This window comes from Pseudarthrobacter sp. MOO13, assembly GCF_058267655.1.
Window position 1 is genome coordinate 1,895,175 of the sequence record NZ_CM177848.1, and the last position, 15,487, is coordinate 1,910,661.

At 65.8% G+C, this 15,487-nt stretch carries 13 protein-coding genes; 10 read left to right on the forward strand and 3 right to left on the reverse strand.

The features are described from left to right. Nucleotides 1-51: 51 nt before the first annotated feature. Complete coding sequence (gene dnaJ / locus AC4EEO_RS08805; protein WP_109044564.1) at nucleotides 52-1,179, forward strand: molecular chaperone DnaJ; 1,128 nt, start codon at nucleotides 52-54, stop codon at nucleotides 1,177-1,179. A gap of 2 nt (nucleotides 1,180-1,181) precedes the next feature. Further along, a complete protein-coding gene (locus AC4EEO_RS08810; RefSeq protein ID WP_491329980.1) occupies nucleotides 1,182-1,958 on the forward strand; it encodes a 16S rRNA (uracil(1498)-N(3))-methyltransferase in 777 nt (258 codons plus the stop codon). Here AC4EEO_RS08810 and AC4EEO_RS08815 read toward each other — a convergent pair. Beyond that, on the reverse strand, nucleotides 1,945-2,865 hold the full coding sequence (locus AC4EEO_RS08815; protein WP_285318050.1) for a GerMN domain-containing protein: 921 nt from the start codon (nucleotides 2,863-2,865) through the stop codon (nucleotides 1,945-1,947). The genes AC4EEO_RS08810 and AC4EEO_RS08815 overlap by 14 nt on opposite strands. Before the next feature lie 383 nt (nucleotides 2,866-3,248). Here AC4EEO_RS08815 and AC4EEO_RS08820 point away from each other — a divergent pair, with 383 nt between their 5' ends. The 5 genes from AC4EEO_RS08820 to AC4EEO_RS08840 all read left to right on the forward strand — a co-directional run bounded on the left by AC4EEO_RS08820 (nucleotide 3,249) and on the right by AC4EEO_RS08840 (nucleotide 8,761). After that, the gene (locus tag AC4EEO_RS08820; protein WP_491329979.1) at nucleotides 3,249-4,337 is read left to right on the forward strand and encodes a PhoH family protein; all 1,089 of its coding nucleotides are present in this window, start codon (nucleotides 3,249-3,251) and stop codon (nucleotides 4,335-4,337) included. Continuing rightward, nucleotides 4,334-4,807 carry an rRNA maturation RNase YbeY gene (gene ybeY / locus AC4EEO_RS08825; RefSeq protein ID WP_285318052.1) on the forward strand — a complete coding sequence of 158 codons (474 nt, stop codon included), beginning with the start codon at nucleotides 4,334-4,336 and terminating at the stop codon, nucleotides 4,805-4,807. The genes AC4EEO_RS08820 and ybeY overlap by 4 nt, the downstream gene beginning before the upstream one ends. Next, entirely contained in the window at nucleotides 4,804-6,135 is a 1,332-nt protein-coding gene (locus AC4EEO_RS08830) for a hemolysin family protein (protein WP_491340274.1), read from the forward strand. Before ybeY ends, AC4EEO_RS08830 begins: the two co-directional genes overlap by 4 nt. After that, the gene (era, locus tag AC4EEO_RS08835) at nucleotides 6,119-7,078 is read left to right on the forward strand and encodes a GTPase Era (protein WP_018761387.1); all 960 of its coding nucleotides are present in this window, start codon (nucleotides 6,119-6,121) and stop codon (nucleotides 7,076-7,078) included. Before AC4EEO_RS08830 ends, era begins: the two co-directional genes overlap by 17 nt. A gap of 96 nt (nucleotides 7,079-7,174) precedes the next feature. Then, nucleotides 7,175-8,761 carry an LCP family protein gene (locus AC4EEO_RS08840; RefSeq protein ID WP_133831577.1) on the forward strand — a complete coding sequence of 529 codons (1,587 nt, stop codon included), beginning with the start codon at nucleotides 7,175-7,177 and terminating at the stop codon, nucleotides 8,759-8,761. 103 nt (nucleotides 8,762-8,864) lie between these two features. Here AC4EEO_RS08840 and AC4EEO_RS08845 read toward each other — a convergent pair whose 3' ends face one another. Beyond that, nucleotides 8,865-10,817: a M13 family metallopeptidase gene (locus AC4EEO_RS08845; RefSeq protein ID WP_491340275.1), complete on the reverse strand. Its 1,953-nt coding sequence runs from the start codon at nucleotides 10,815-10,817 to the stop codon at nucleotides 8,865-8,867. 252 nt (nucleotides 10,818-11,069) lie between these two features. Between AC4EEO_RS08845 and leuA the strand changes: the two genes are divergently transcribed. The 3 genes from leuA (at nucleotide 11,070) to AC4EEO_RS08860 (ending at nucleotide 14,499) form a co-directional block, all read left to right on the forward strand. Next, nucleotides 11,070-12,809 (forward strand): 2-isopropylmalate synthase, encoded by a 1,740-nt coding sequence (gene leuA, locus AC4EEO_RS08850; protein WP_491340276.1) that lies wholly within the window; start codon nucleotides 11,070-11,072, stop codon nucleotides 12,807-12,809. An 86-nt stretch (nucleotides 12,810-12,895) separates the two neighbouring features. Next, a complete protein-coding gene (gene recO / locus AC4EEO_RS08855) occupies nucleotides 12,896-13,648 on the forward strand; it encodes a DNA repair protein RecO (RefSeq protein ID WP_285246128.1) in 753 nt (250 codons plus the stop codon). Nucleotides 13,649-13,650: 2 nt separating this feature from the next. Continuing rightward, the gene (locus AC4EEO_RS08860; protein WP_491340277.1) at nucleotides 13,651-14,499 is read left to right on the forward strand and encodes an isoprenyl transferase; all 849 of its coding nucleotides are present in this window, start codon (nucleotides 13,651-13,653) and stop codon (nucleotides 14,497-14,499) included. Here AC4EEO_RS08860 and AC4EEO_RS08865 read toward each other — a convergent pair. Continuing rightward, complete coding sequence (locus AC4EEO_RS08865) at nucleotides 14,490-15,449, reverse strand: alpha/beta hydrolase (RefSeq protein ID WP_491329975.1); 960 nt, start codon at nucleotides 15,447-15,449, stop codon at nucleotides 14,490-14,492. The two genes, AC4EEO_RS08860 and AC4EEO_RS08865, sit on opposite strands and share 10 nt — an antisense overlap. Between the last annotated feature and the right edge of the window lie 38 nt (nucleotides 15,450-15,487).

A 15,487-nucleotide genomic window follows, 5' to 3' on the forward strand; every position in this document is an offset into this window, starting at 1 on the left:
CCGGACACCGGGCCCAACGGCACGCAGTACAACAAGGAAGAGATACGAACTTTGAGCAGCCACTATGACGTCCTTGGAGTCTCCCCCGAAGCTACGGGCGAAGAAATCAAAAAGGCCTACCGCAAACTGGCCCGCACCCTCCACCCGGACGTAAACCCCGGGGCGGACGCGTCGGAACGCTTCAAGGCAGTCACTCACGCCTACGAGGTCCTCTCCGACCCCCAGAAGCGCCGCATCTACGACACCACCGGCAATGAGAACGGAACGGACAACGGCTTCGGCGGTGCGGGCTACGCGGGCCAAGGGTTCGCGTTCCAGGACATCTTCGACACCTTCTTCGGCGCCGGCGGCACGTCCGGTCCGGCGTCCCGGGTGCGCAGGGGCCAGGACGCGCTCATCAGCGTCCGGATCGACCTCCGCGACGCCGTCTTTGGCGTCAACAAGAAGCTCGAAGTGGACACCGCCGTCGTCTGCCCCACCTGCGACGGATCGTGCTGCCGTCCCGGCACGCACCCCGAGCGCTGCGATATCTGCGGCGGCAGCGGCCAGGTCCAGCGTGCTGTCCGCTCCATTCTTGGCCAGGTCATGACGGCGGCCCCCTGCGGCACCTGCGAAGGCTTCGGCACGGTCATCAAGGATCCCTGCAACGAATGCAGCGGCCAGGGCCGCATCCGCAGCCGCCGCTCACTGACCATCAAGGTCCCTGCCGGTGTTGCCACCGGAACCCGCATCCAGCTCTCCGGGCAAGGCGAAGCCGGCCCCGCCGGTGGCCCCGCAGGCGACCTCTACGTGGAGATCCGGGTCAACAACGACGCCACCTATGTCCGCGAAGGCGATGACCTGCACGCCACTTTGCACATCCCCATGACAGCGGCTGCCCTCGGCACGGACGTCAGCCTGGAAACCTTCGACGGCAGCCAGGAGATCGACGTCAAGCCCGGCACCCAGTCCGGCGAGGTCATTACCCTCCGCGGTCTGGGCGTCACCCACCTGAGGGGCTACGGGCGCGGAGACCTGAAGGTCCACCTCCAAGTGGACACTCCCGCCAAACTCGACGCCGCGCAAGAGGACCTGCTGCGCCAGCTGGCCAAGCTCCGTGGGGAACAGATCACCGAGGGTAAGCTCGCTGCCAGCGGCGGGATGTTCGCCAAGCTCCGGGACCGGCTCGGTAACCTGTAGCGGTGAGCAACCCCGTATTCTTTGCCAGCCCCGGCTCGCTGGACGGCCTGGCGCCCGGCCAGGTCTTTGTCCTGGAAGGCCCTGAAGCCCGGCACGCAGTCACCGTGAAGCGCTTGTCGCCGGGGGAGGCCGTGGACATCGTGGACGGCGCCGGCGCGCGCATGACCGGCAAGGTGGCATCAGCGTCGTCCTCCGCACTGGAAGTGGAGTGCGGGACCGTGGTGGCCGAAGACAGGCCCGAGGTCCGGCTGGTGCTGGCGCAAGCGCTGGCCAAGGGCGACAGGGACGAACTGGCCATTGAGACGGCAACGGAACTGGGCATCGATGCCGTCATACCCTGGCAGTCGGAACGGTCCATCGTCCGCTGGAAGGGGGACCGGGCCGCCAAGGCCCATGCCAAGTGGCGGTCGGCGGTTGCCGCTGCCGCCAAGCAGGCCCGCCGCGCCTGGATTCCCGAGGTCCGGGACGCCGTTGAAACGTCCGGGCTCTGCAACGCCGTGGCCGCCGCGGACCTGGCCGTGATCTTGCACGAAGACGCTGTCAGGCCCCTGCGCACCGTCCTGGAAGGATGGCAGGGGAGCGCGGGCACCGGGCCCCGCGAGATCCTGCTGATTGTTGGCCCCGAAGGCGGCATCAGTCCCCGCGAGGTGACGAAGCTCTGTGACAACGGCGCGGTGACGGCCCTGCTGGGGCACCACGTCCTGCGGTCCTCCACTGCAGGCCCGGCCGCCGTCGTGCTGGCCAGCGATATCCTGGGACGCTGGGCTACCGCACCCTAAAGGACCGGGTGTCCTCGTTCCGGTCCGGTTCTCCACCGGATCCGGCCTGCGCCACGTGGAGTTCATAGTCACCGGCCGGCAGGTTAAGGGCCAGTGTGAAGACCCCCGCCTGGCCCTGCTCCGCGGCCGCCGTCGTTTCGCCGCTCAGGAAAGGCGTCTTGCCGCCACCGTTGTCCGCAACCTGCAGGATTTGCCAGTGGAGCTTGGCTCCCGGCGACGTGCTGCGGCCCGTGATCTTCACGGTTCCTGCCGGGACTTCGGTATTTTCCTGCGGATCAATGATCCAGACCGGCGCCACCAGGCCGGCAGCACGGGTCATCAGGGCGCCCAGCTGGACCTTCCCGAAAGCGACGTAGTCGGTGTGCCCGTCCACGAGGATCCGGACCCGGACCTGCTGGCTGGTGTCGATCAGCCCCGAACTGGCGGCCGCCGCGGTGGCCGTATAAATCAGTTGCTGGATGGCGCGGGCAGCCATGTCGGCGTCGAGGTTGCTGTTGAACGCGTCGGCCGAAACGTCCACCGTGATGACGTCTTTGCCTGAAATCGAGGTGGCCAACTTATCCGGATTCTGCCATGGCGTGAAGAAATCGGGGTCGAGCGGCTTCTCCGACATCATGGCCCGCAACGCACGCGTTACCGGGTTGTCTTGCTCCGGGACGTCGCGGAATTCGCGGTACAGGAAAATGTTGCCGCCGCTGCGGCCGATCCAGTACACGGGCGCCTTGTTGGAGGATTGGGTGGTCTCCAGCGGAGCGCTGGTGGACGGTGCGTCCGGCATGGTCCCGCCGGACGCCGGGACAGAGGCGAGGGTGCCGGTGGGCGATGGGCCGCCCTCAGCGGTGCAGCCGGCCAGTATGGGAACGAGCACCAGGACGCCTGCCAGGACCGCCGGGCGCAAGGGGCCCATCGTTCGGCCTGCCCTTTTGGGCACAGAGGTATCCGGCACTGTCCTGCCCTTGTCCTTTCGTGGCGTGGCGGGCCGATCCCCTGGCGGCCTGGAGTCCCAGCAGTTGCTGGATTTCCAGCATTGCACAGCGGTGCAGCCCAGCAGCGGTTCTGTGGCCCTCACGCCCCAACTGCAACGGGAACGATATGAGGCCGATATGAAGTTGATACCAAACGGCCGTGCCTGTGTGATGGGCAGCAGCCGGCCGTGGCCGCAGACGCCTGCTGCTGGCGTAAGATGATGGGATCGCTGGGCAAGGAGCACCGTGCAACGGGCGCCCCTTTCCGGCACGGAAAATTGGATTGAAGAACTTCGAGGGGACCACAGGCCTGCGGGCCAGCACCATGACTGAATCAGCGAATGGTAAGCGCCGGCTCAACATAGGCGACGGCAGCCCGGGGGAGTTTCCCCACTCACTGCCGGGCACCAGGACCGAAGTTGTCCTGTTTGAGAACTCGGACCAGATGGTTCAATCACTTGGCAGCCACGATGAGGCGTTGCGGTTCATCGAAGTCCAGTTCCCGGACGTCAACTTCCACGTGCGCGGCAACGAGCTCTCCATCAGCGGACCGGCCAGCGACGTCCCCCGGATCATGCGGCTCCTCCAGGAGGTCCGTGGCCTCGTGGCCCGCGGCACGGTGATCACCCCTGCTGTGCTGCAGCAGCTCGTGGCGCTCCTGCGCACCCAGTCACTGCAGAACCCGGTGGACGTCCTCACCCATGACATCCTCTCCAGCCGCGGCAGGACCATCCGGCCCAAAACGCTGAACCAGAAGAACTACGTCGACGCGATCGACGCCAATACGGTGATTTTCGGGATCGGGCCCGCGGGCACCGGCAAGACCTACCTGGCGATGGCCAAAGCCGTCCAGGCCCTGCAGCAAAAAGAGGTCAGCCGCATCATCCTCACCCGCCCTGCGGTTGAGGCAGGGGAGCGCCTTGGCTTCCTGCCCGGAACGCTGAGCGACAAGATCGACCCGTACCTTCGGCCGCTTTACGATGCGTTGCACGACATGATGGATCCCGAGTCCATCCCTCGGCTGATGGCCGCCGGGACCATCGAGGTGGCACCACTGGCTTACATGCGCGGCCGGACACTCAACGACGCCTTCATCATCCTCGACGAGGCGCAGAACACCACGCCGGAACAGATGAAGATGTTCCTCACCCGTCTCGGGTTCGGCTCCAAGATGGTGGTCACCGGAGACGTCACCCAGGTGGACCTGCCGTTTGGAACGCGTTCGGGGCTGCGGATCGTGGAGGAAATTCTGCAGGGCATCGAGGACGTGAACTTCTCCGTCCTTGACGCCGCGGACGTGGTCCGTCACCGCTTGGTCGGCGACATCGTCAACGCCTACAGCGTCTGGGACGAAGCCCAGCGGAACCGCGTCAAGCACTCAGTCAACAGGGAAAAGCGGGGGGAACACGCGTGAGCATCGAGGTGAACAACGAGTCCGGCGTCCACGTCGAAGAAGCCGAACTCGTTGCATTATCGCGGTACATCTTTGAACAGCTCTACATCCATCCCCAGGCCGAGCTGTCCATCCTCCTGGTGGACGAACCGGCCATGGAAAAGCTGCACATTGAACTGATGGACGAACCCGGCGCCACGGATGTGCTCTCGGTCCCCATGGACGAACTCACGCCCGGAACCCCGGGTCGGCCCACGCCCCAGGGCATGCTGGGCGATATCGCAATTTGCCCGCAGGTGGCGAAGGTCCAGGCCAGGAACGCCGGCCACTCGCTGCAGGACGAAATGCTGCTCCTGACCACCCACGGAATCCTCCACCTGCTGGGCTACGACCATGCGGAACCGGAGGAAAAAGCGGAGATGTTCGGCCTGCAGCGCGAACTCCTGACCGGATTCACCGGCAAAGAAGCACCCGCCGAGACGACCCAGTGACGCAACTGCTCCTCGTCGCGGTGGCACTGGTCTTCCTTGCCGTCGCGGCCCTGCTGACAGCGGCCGAAGCCGCCTTCAGTTTCCTTCCCCGGCACGACGCGGAAGCGGCACTGCACAAAAGGCGCGGCACGGCCATGCGCCGCATCCTCGCGGAGCCGGTGGCACATACCCGGGCCCTCCGGTTCTGGCGTGTCTGGTTCGAGATGGCCTCGGCCGTGGCAGTGGCCGTCCTGGCGGCCAGCCTCCTGGACAACGTCTGGCTGGCAGGCCTCGTAGCCACCGGCATCATGGCCGTTCTCGGGTTCGTGATCGTAGGTGTCTCACCCCGACAGCTCGGGAGACTGCACTCCACGACCGTGGTGCGGTTCACCGCCCCGATGGTCCGTTTCCTCACCAGTGTGCTGGGCCCCATTCCCGGCTGGCTCGTGGCCCTCGGCAGTTCCGCTGCCCCGGGAGCCCCGGGCGGGGACGACGCATTCTTCAGTGAGCAGGAATTCCGTGAGCTCTTGGACCGGGCCAGTGAATCGGACATGATCGAGGACACCGAGGCGGAGATGATCCAGTCGGTCTTCGACTTCGGCGACACCCTGGTCAGGGCCGTGATGGTGCCGCGGACCGACATCGTCAGCATCGACGCCGGTTCCAGCCTTCACCAGGCGATGTCACTGTTCCTCCGCTCCGGATATTCACGGATCCCGGTGATCAGCGAAAACACCGACCACATCCTGGGCATCATCTACCTCAAGGACGTTGCCGCGGTCATCCACCAGCTGGAAACCGGTGAGGAGCCACCCGTCGTTGAGGCGTTGGCCCGGGAAGTGCGCTACGTGCCCGAGTCCAAACCCGTCAGTGACCTCCTGCGCGAATTGCAGAAGGAATCCACCCACGTGGCAATCGTGATCGACGAGTACGGCGGTACCGCAGGCCTGGTCACGCTGGAAGACCTGATCGAGGAAATCGTCGGCGAGATCGTGGACGAATACGACACCGAAAGTGCCGAGGCTGTGGCGCTGGGTGACGGCTCCTACCGGGTCAGCGCCAGGATGGGCATCGACGATCTCGGCGAACTTTTCGACCTGGAGCTCGACGACGACGAGGTGGACACCGTCGGTGGCTTGCTGGCCAAGGCACTTGGCCGGGTCCCGATCGTGGGCAGCAGCGTGGAAGTACAGGGAGTGTCCCTTCGCGCTGAGCGGCTGGAAGGCCGGCGCAACAGGGTCAGCCACATCATTGCGGCGCCCGTACCAAGAGTAGAGACTGACTTTGAAGGCCTCCTGGAAGAGGCCGAAACAACCCAGCAGGGAGTTCCACGTGAGCAAGAAAAATAAGGACGCGGCGCCGGACGATTTCGGCGGCTTCCGCGCAGGGTTTTCGATCCTCGTCGGCAGGCCGAACGCGGGCAAGTCCACCCTGACCAACGCGCTGGTGGGCAAGAAGGTGGCCATCACCTCGGCCAAACCGCAGACCACGCGGCACACCATCAGGGGCATCGTCCACCGTGAAGACGCCCAGCTGATCCTTGTGGACACCCCTGGACTGCACCGGCCACGCACGCTGCTGGGCAAGCGCCTCAACGACCTCGTCGCCGACACCCTGTCCGAAGTTGACGCCATCGGATTCTGCCTGCCGGCCAACGAGAAGATCGGCCCCGGTGACAAGTTCATCGCCACACAGCTTGCCGCCGTCGGGCGCAAACCCGTCATCGCCATCGTCACCAAAGCTGACCTGGTGGACAAGCAGGCTCTGACTGAGCAGCTCCTCGCCGTTGCGGCCCTGGGCCGCGAGGTGATGGGGGAGGACGGCTGGAAAGACATCGTGCCCGTCTCAGCCGCTGACGGTTTCCAGGTGGAAACCGTGGCCGACGTGCTGATCAGCCACATGCCGCCGTCGCCTCCGCTGTACCCGGACGGTGAGCTCACGGACGAGCCCGAGGCCGTCATGGTGGCCGAACTGATCCGCGAGGCGGCGCTGGAAGGCGTCCGGGATGAGCTTCCCCACTCCCTGGCTGTCGTCGTCGAGGAGATCGTCCCGCGGGAAGACCGTCCCGATGACAACCCGCTGCTGGACGTCCGGGTCAACCTTTACGTGGAACGGCCCTCGCAGAAGGCCATCATTATCGGCAAGGGCGGCAGCCGATTGCGTGAAGTGGGCACCAACGCCCGAAAGGGTATCGAAGCGCTCTTGGGAACCCGCATCTACCTCGACCTCCATGTCAAGGTAGCCAAGGACTGGCAGCGCGACCCGAAGCAACTGGTCAAACTGGGTTTCTGAGCAGCCCCCAGGGCGCCCAATGGAGCCGTCCTGCCGCATCTCCAGACTGGACCACTAAAATGGACCGGACTTTGTACTAAGAGGAAGGTTCACCACGTGGGTCGAGGCCGCGACGAACGCGACAACGAGGCTGACCTCTCAGCCGGACCGGGACCGGTATCCCGGCACGCGGACGGCGGTGCCGCAGGGGCGGCGCGCCACCTGGGGCCGCTGCGCACCATGCCCCTGTGGCTGAAGATCCTCACCGGCGTGGTGGCCGCAGTCTTGGTGGGCGGGATCGCTTTTGCCGGCTTCTGGTTCTTCCGGCTGCAGGGCAACATTTCCAAGGCCCCATTGAACGCCGGCGGTGGCAGTACCGAATCGCCTGCCAATGATGCCACGGGCCGGATGCAGATCCTGATTCTCGGCTCGGACACCCGGGACGGGAAGAACTCCCAGTACGGGTCCGCTGACGATTCCACCGGCTATGGCAAGTCGGACGTGATGATGCTGATGGACATTTCCGAGGACAACAAGCGCGTCAACGTCATCAGCTTCCCGCGTGACCTCCTGGTCGACATCCCGCAGTGCACCGACCAGAAGACCAAAAAGGTCTACCCTGCCCGCAGTGGCGTGATGATCAATGAGGCCATGGGTGAGGCCGGCATCGGATGTGCCGTGGATACCGTCAACAAACTCACCGGCATGCAGGTGGACCACTTCATGATGGCCGACTTCAACGCCGTCAAGGAGCTCTCCAACGCCGTCGGTGGCGTGGAGGTATGCATCAGCGACGCCGTCTTCGACCCCGACTCGGGGCTTCGCCTCCCCGCCGGGACATCGTCCGTCCAGGGCGAGATGGCCCTGTCCTACCTCCGGACCCGGCACGCGTTCGCCGACGGCGGCGATCTGGGCCGGATCAAGGCCCAGCAGGGGTTCCTGTCGTCGCTGACCCGCAAGATCAAGGACGAGGGGACGCTGTCCGACCCCGCGAGGATGCTCAAGATCGCCGACGTCGTCACCCAGAACCTGACAGTGGACGATGGCCTGGCCTCCGTTCCGGCCCTCCTCACCATCGGCAACCGGTTGAAGAACATCGACATCGGCAAGGTTGCGTTCGTGGCCGTGCCCACCACGCCGGCACCCACCGACCCCAACCGCCTGGTGATCGCCGAACCTGCGGGCGCCCAGCTTTTCTCCGCGCTCCGGAAGAACGTCGACCTGACCGACCCGACGGCACCCACCACCACGGCACCGGCCCCTGGCGAGTCTGCCACGCCAACGCCCTCGCCGACGGAGACAGCGGCGCCGGTACCCCCCTACAACAAGGCGATCCAGCCCGTCACCGTTGCCAATGGCAGTGGCGTCCCCGGCAGGGCGCAGGAACTTGTGCAGGCCCTGGTCAGCGGCGGCTTCGCCGCAACGTCGCAGTTCCAGGCACAGCCGGTGGCCAAGACGGCCGTTTACTACGGCCCCAACTTCGCCGACGTGGCCACCGACGTCGCCGCCCTGCTGGGCATTCCAGCCGAGCAGGTAATTCCGCTGCCGGCCATCCAGGGCGTACAGGTGTACGTGGGCAGTGACTTCACCACCGGCACTGCCTTCGGTTCCGGCGCGCCCGCGCTGCCGTCTGACATCGTCAACCAGACCGCAGGGGACAAGGTCTGCCAGCAGGCCAACCCTGCACTGATCGTCCGGCAGTAGCAGGCAGCGCCTTGCCCGGAGCAGGCGAAGGCTCCCGTAAACGAACAGCAGGCCCCGCCGGTACCGGCGGGGCCTGCTGTTTGCCCGGAATCCCGCGCGGCCGCTACCAGATGCTGACGCGGTCAGCGGCGGGCATCCACATGCCATCAGCCTCCGTCACGTCGAATGCCTCATGGAATGCGTCAAGGTTCTTGGCGATCGCGTTGGTGCGGAATTCGTTCGGGGAATGCGGGTCCGTGGCCAGGCGACGGACGGCTTCCTCCTGGCGGATGACCTGGCGCCAGCCCGCGGCCCAGGAGGCGAAGAAGCGCTGTTGCCCGGTGAAGCCGTCCAGGACGTCGGGTTCCTTACCGTCCAGGCTGATCAGGTAAGCCTTGTAGGCGATGGTGAGCCCTGCCAGGTCGCCGATGTTCTCGCCCAGCGTGAGCCTGCCGTTGACGTGGTGGCCGGGTGCCGCGGTGGGGGACAGGGCGTCATACTGCGCCACGAGCCGGGCCGTCAGGGCCTCGAATGCCTGGCGGTCCTCGTCCGTCCACCAGTTGCGGAGCGCCCCGCCGCCGTCGAACTGGGAACCCTGGTCATCGAAACCGTGGCCGATCTCGTGCCCGATCACCGCACCAATGCCGCCATAGTTGACGGCGTCGTCGGCGTCGGCCGTGAAGAAGGGCGGCTGCAGGATGGCTGCCGGGAACACAATTTCGTTCATCATCGGGTGGTAGTAGGCGTTGACCGTCTGCGGCGTCATCAGCCACTTGTTGCGGTCCACGGGTTTGCCCACCTCATCCAGGTGCCGGTCCACATCGGCGTTGTGGGCGCGCTCCACGTTGCCCAGCAGGTCATCGGGCTTGATTTCGACGGCTGAGTAGTCGATCCACTCGTCCGGGAAGCCGATCTTGGCACGGAAGGCCGAAAGCTTGCGGAGGGCCTCCGCCTTGGTGTCCTCACCCATCCAGGCGACATCGTTGATGCTCCGGCGGTAGGCCTCGGTCAGGTTTGCCACCAGGGTCTGCATCCGGGCCTTGTGGGTTTCGGGGAAATGCCGTGCCACATAAATCTGGCCCACGGCCTCGCCCAGACCGGATTCGACCACCGCGACCCCCCGCTTCCAACGGTCCTTGTTCCGCGGGGTGCCGCTGAGCGTGGTGCCGTAGAACGCGAAGTTGGCGTCCACGAACGGCGAGGACAAGTAGGGTGCGGCGGCGCTGACGACGCGCATCGCCAGCCATTCCTGCCACGTGGAAAGCGGCACTTCGTCCAGGAGCGCGGTGGCCCCCGAAAAGAAGTCAGGCGTGCTCACCACGATTTCGGCCCGTTTGGCCGGCTCAATCCCGGCTGCCTCAAACCAGGTACCCAAAAGCGGGAAGAGCGCAGCGGCTTCATCTGCCGTTTTCAGGTTGTAGGTCTTCTGCGGATCCCGCAGGGTGACGTTGTCCCAGTGGTGGGCGGCGAGTTTCGTTTCCAGCCGGACCACCCGGTCAGCCGCACCATTCGGATCAGCCACGCCGGCCAGTTCGAACATCTTCCCCACGTGTCCGGTGTATGCCGAGACAATGGGAGCGAACTTCTCTTCGCGGTAGTAGGACTCGTCGGGCAGGCCCAGGCCGCCCTGGCCGGTGTAGAGCAGGACCCGGTCCGGATTACCCGCGTCCGGTGCCGGGTAGATGTAGAAGAGGCCGCCGACGTCGGCGCGGAAGAGCCGGCCGGCCAGCGCCATGAGCTCTTCGACTGACGCGGTGGCGAAGACTTCGGCCAGCCGGGCCCGGATGGGTTCCAGGCCTTTGCCCTCAACAGTTGCCTCGTCCATGAAGCTGTTGTAGAGGTCGCCGATCTTCCGTTCGATGCCCGTGGCATCCGCGCCCTTGGCCGCCGCTTCCTCGATAATGTCCCGGACGGCGATCTCGGACCCGTCACGGAGGGCAGTGAACGTACCTTCCAGGGGCCGGTCGTCGGGAATCTCGGTGGCTTTCAACCAGGCGCCGTTCACATGTTGGTACAGGTCATCCTGCGGCCGGACTGTGTGATCAATGGTGGACAGATCGATCCCCGAAATGGGCACTGAAACTCCTTTTTGCTGCGACGCCGCTGCCGGGCGAACACGGAGGCGTCTGCATGCTGGACTTTACGGACGGTAGTGCCCTTTCATCTTACGCACCCGTGTTACGCTCAAAGTGTGCGTGCAGAGCTCCTTCTCCTTAGCTGCCGCGGCGAGGCCACAGACGCTATCTAGCGCACGGCCCACCCTCGCTGCGGAGTTTGTGTTGCCCGGCCACCCTTTCACTGAAGATCGATAGAAAAGGCCACGAACATCATGCGTAACGCACAAAAGCCCTCCGGAATGCCTGCCCACCGGTACACCCCGTTCCAGGACCAGATCAAGGTCGAACTGCCGGACCGCACCTGGCCGGACAAGGTCATCACCAAAGCCCCGCGCTGGTGCGCGGTGGACCTGCGGGACGGCAACCAGGCCCTGATCGATCCCATGAGCCCGGCGCGCAAGATGAAGATGTTCGACCTGCTGGTCCGCATGGGCTACAAGGAAATCGAGGTCGGTTTCCCGTCCGCGTCGCAGACGGACTTCGACTTTGTCCGCCAGCTCATTGAGGGAAACCATATTCCTGACGATGTCACCATCCAGGTCCTGACCCAGGCCCGCGAGCACCTGATCGAGCGGACCTACGAGTCCCTGGTGGGCGCCAAGCAGGCCATCGTGCACCTGTACAACTCCACGTCGGTCCTGCAGCGCCGTGTGGTGTTCAACCAGGACCAGGACGGAATCCTGGACATCGCCCTGCAGGGTGCGAGGCTTTGCAAAAAGTATGAGGAAACGCTCGTTGACACGCACGTGACCTACGAGTATTCGCCGGAGTCTTTCACCGGCACGGAACTTGAGTACGCCGTCCGCGTTTGCAACGCCGTCGCCGATGTGTTCGAGGCGTCCGCCGACCGCCAGGTCATCATCAACCTCCCCGCCACGGTTGAAATGGCGACGCCCAACGTCTACGCCGACTCCATTGAGTGGATGAGCCGCCACCTGCACCCGCGCGAGGGAATCATCCTGTCCCTGCACCCGCACAACGACCGCGGCACCGGTGTCGCCGCCGCGGAGCTGGGATACATGGCCGGCGCCGACCGCATCGAAGGCTGCCTCTTCGGCAACGGCGAGCGGACCGGCAACGTGGACCTGGTGACGCTGGGCTTGAACCTGTTCGTCCAGGGGATCGATCCCATGATCGATTTCTCCAATATTGACGACGTCCGCCGGACCGTGGAGTACTGCAACCAGCTGCCCGTCCCGGAGCGGTCCCCCTACGGCGGCGACCTGGTGTTCACCGCATTCTCCGGCTCCCACCAGGACGCCATCAAGAAGGGTTTCGAAGCCCTGGAGCGCGATGCCGCTGCGGCCGGAAAGGCCGTGGACGACTTCACCTGGCAGGTGCCGTACCTGCCGGTGGACCCCAAGGACCTGGGCCGCAGCTACGAAGCCGTGATCCGCGTCAATTCCCAGTCCGGCAAGGGCGGCGTTGCCTACCTGCTCAAGAACGAGCACAGCCTGGACCTGCCGCGCCGTGCCCAGATTGAGTTCTCCGGCGTCATCCAGCGCCGCACCGACACTGTCGGCGGGGAGGTCAGCGGGGCCCAGCTCTGGCAGATCTTCCAGGACGAGTACCTGCCCTCCGGCCAGGCCGACGGACAGTGGGGCCGCTACTCGCTGGGTGCCGTCAAGACGGAAACAGATGACGACGGCGGCATGACGCTTCACGCCTCGCTCACCATTGATGGCGCGCAGGTCCGGCGCACCGGTACCGGCAACGGTCCGATCGCCGCGTTGCTGAGCATCCTGCACGATGACGGCGTGGACGTCCGGGTGCTGGACTACAGCGAACATGCCTTGTCCGAAGGCGGCAACGCCATGGCTGCCGCGTACGTCGAGTGCGCAGTGGGGGAGCGGGTCCTGTGGGGTGTCGGCATCGACGCCAATACCAGCATGTCGTCGCTGAAGGCCGTCATTTCGGCCGTCAACCGCGCCATCCGCGACGCCCAGGCCTGACACCTGGGAGGTTTGTGCCGCCGGTTCCGCCGGCGGCACAACCGCGTCCTGGCGACCTACGGCCGGGCAGGATGGGAAGATAGAGCGTGGTCCAACAGTCTTTTGCCTCCCGGGCGTACCGGGACGACGCCGTGGTGCTCCGCACCCACAAGCTGGGCGAGGCAGACCGGATTATCACGCTCCTCACGAAGCACCACGGCCAGGTCCGGGCAGTCGCCAAAGGCGTACGCCGCACCAGCAGCCGGTTCGGTGCCCGGCTTGAACCGTTCATGGTCGCTGACCTGCAACTGGTTTCCGGGCGAACCCTTGATATCGTCACCCAGGCGGTGGCAAAGGGTGCCTACGGCGGCAGCATCGCAGCGGACTACGGTCGGTACACGGTGGCCGCCGCCATGACCGAGACTGCGGAGAAGCTGACGGACGTCGACGGCGAGGCCGGCACGGCGCAGTACAACCTGCTCGTGGGTGCCCTGGCTGCGTTGAGCCGGGATGAACATGCTGCCGGCCTGATCCTGGACTCCTACCTCCTGCGTGCGTTGTCCACTGGCGGATGGGCGCCGAGCTTCACTGATTGTTCCCGCTGCGGCGCGCCGGGGCCGCATTCGGCATTTTCGGCACCCCTTGGCGGCATGGTGTGTGCCCAGTGCCGGCCCCCCGGGTCCCCGGCCCCGGCGCCCGAGACCGTCAGCCTGCTCGCTGCCCTGCTGACCGGGGACTGGACGACGGCGGACGCATCGTTGGCCCAGCACCGCAAGGAAGCGGCGGGCCTGGTGGCGGCGTACCTGCAATGGCATTTGGAACGAGTCCTGAAATCCCTCAAACACGTGGAGCGTACCTGACAGTGGCCATGGGTAAGAAGAACAATGCAGCCCGCAGGCGGACCCATCCGGTAACGGCACCCTACCCGCATCCTTCAGGCGAGGTGGCGCCCACCGTCCCGGCGGAATTCATTCCCCGGCACGTGGCTATCGTGATGGACGGCAACGGCCGCTGGGCCAACCAGCGGGGCCTTCCCCGGATCGAAGGGCACAAGGCGGGGGAACCGGCCCTCCTTGACGTCATGGCCGGTGCCATCGAACTCGGGATCGAGTACGTCAGTGTTTACGCATTCTCTACGGAAAACTGGCGCAGGTCTCCGGAAGAAGTCCGCTTCCTGATGGGATTTAACAAGGATGTGCTGCGCAGGCAGCGTAACCAGCTGGACGAGTGGGGCGTTCGGATCCGCTGGGCAGGCCGGCGGCCCCGGCTGTGGGGGTCCGTGATCCGCGAACTGGAGGAAGCCGAGGAGTTCACGGCGGCCAACAGCACCTGTAATTTGACCATGTGTGTTAATTACGGCGGCCGTGCTGAGATCACGGACGCGGTGTCGGCGATAGCCGCGGATGTGGCCGCGGGACGGCTCAAACCGGGTTCCATCACTGAACGGACCATCCAGAAGTACCTCGACGAGCCGGACCTGCCGGACGTGGATCTCTTCCTGCGCAGCTCGGGTGAGCAAAGGCTGTCCAACTTCCTGCTCTGGCAGTCCGCCTACGCCGAGTTCGTCTTCATGGACACGCTCTGGCCGGACGTGGACCGGCGCACCCTGTGGGCCGCCGTCGAAGAATATGCGCGCCGGGACCGCCGCTACGGTGGGGCTGTCGACGCCGCCGCACCGGCCGGGTCAGAAGCGGAACGGCCTCAGCCGTAAGCCCGCAGCCAGCGTGCCAGCCGCGCGTAGGCATCGGTTCGAATCGGCTCAGGGGACAGGAAGACGTCGTGCAGGGCGCCGTCAATTCGTTCCACGGTCACTGTGGTGCCCAGGGTCAGGGCACGCGCGCCGATGATCGCCACGTCCAGCACCGCATCGGTCCGCCGCATGTCCTCCGACCAGAAGAGCCCGTTGGCGCTTCCCGCGGACAGCAGCACCAGGATGGGCACCTGGATCCCGAGTCCCTGTGCCACCCGGGCGTGGCCGGCGAGCACGGCCCTCAACCAGCCCGCACGCACCGGGAATGCCATGCGCGGGCGGTACCGCTCGTCAAGCGGCCACTCGCCGTCGGCCGCACTGCTGATGGTGCGCCAGTAGTGGCCCCGCGGTGGAAGCCGGAGCACCGCCTGGGGCCGGAAGCGGGCCACCGGCCCCACCATGCCTGACGCGGCGCGGCGCACCAGTGCGCTCCCGTGCATCTCCAGCCAAGGACTGTTGAGGATCAGTTGCGACACGGCCCCGGGGTGGCGGCTCGTCCACAGCGCCGCCACCAGACCGCCGGTGGAGTGTCCCATCAGTGCCGCAGGCCCTGGCCCGCCGGCAAGGGCGATGAGCCGGAACGCCTGCTGTATTTCCGCGTCATAGGCGGCCAGGTCGCCAACGTAGCCGCCCGGGAAATCCGGCCGCAGGCTGCGCCCGTGGTTGTGCATGTCCAGCGCATAGAAGTCGTACCCGGCCCGCGCCCAAAAATAGGCCAGGTCTGCGTTGAAGAAGTAGTCGCTCCACCCGTGAAGGAACAGCACTGACCGGCGGGGGCCATCCGGAGCGCCCACATCCTTGGCCGGCCGGAGCCGGACCAAGGTTGCCGTCCGCTCCACGCCGTCGGCACCGGTGGCCACGAAGGAACACGACTCGAAGTCCCCACCCAGGATGTCCTGCTGCCAGTGCATGCCCTCATGCTAATCCGGCGTGGCGGGTACGGCCGCCT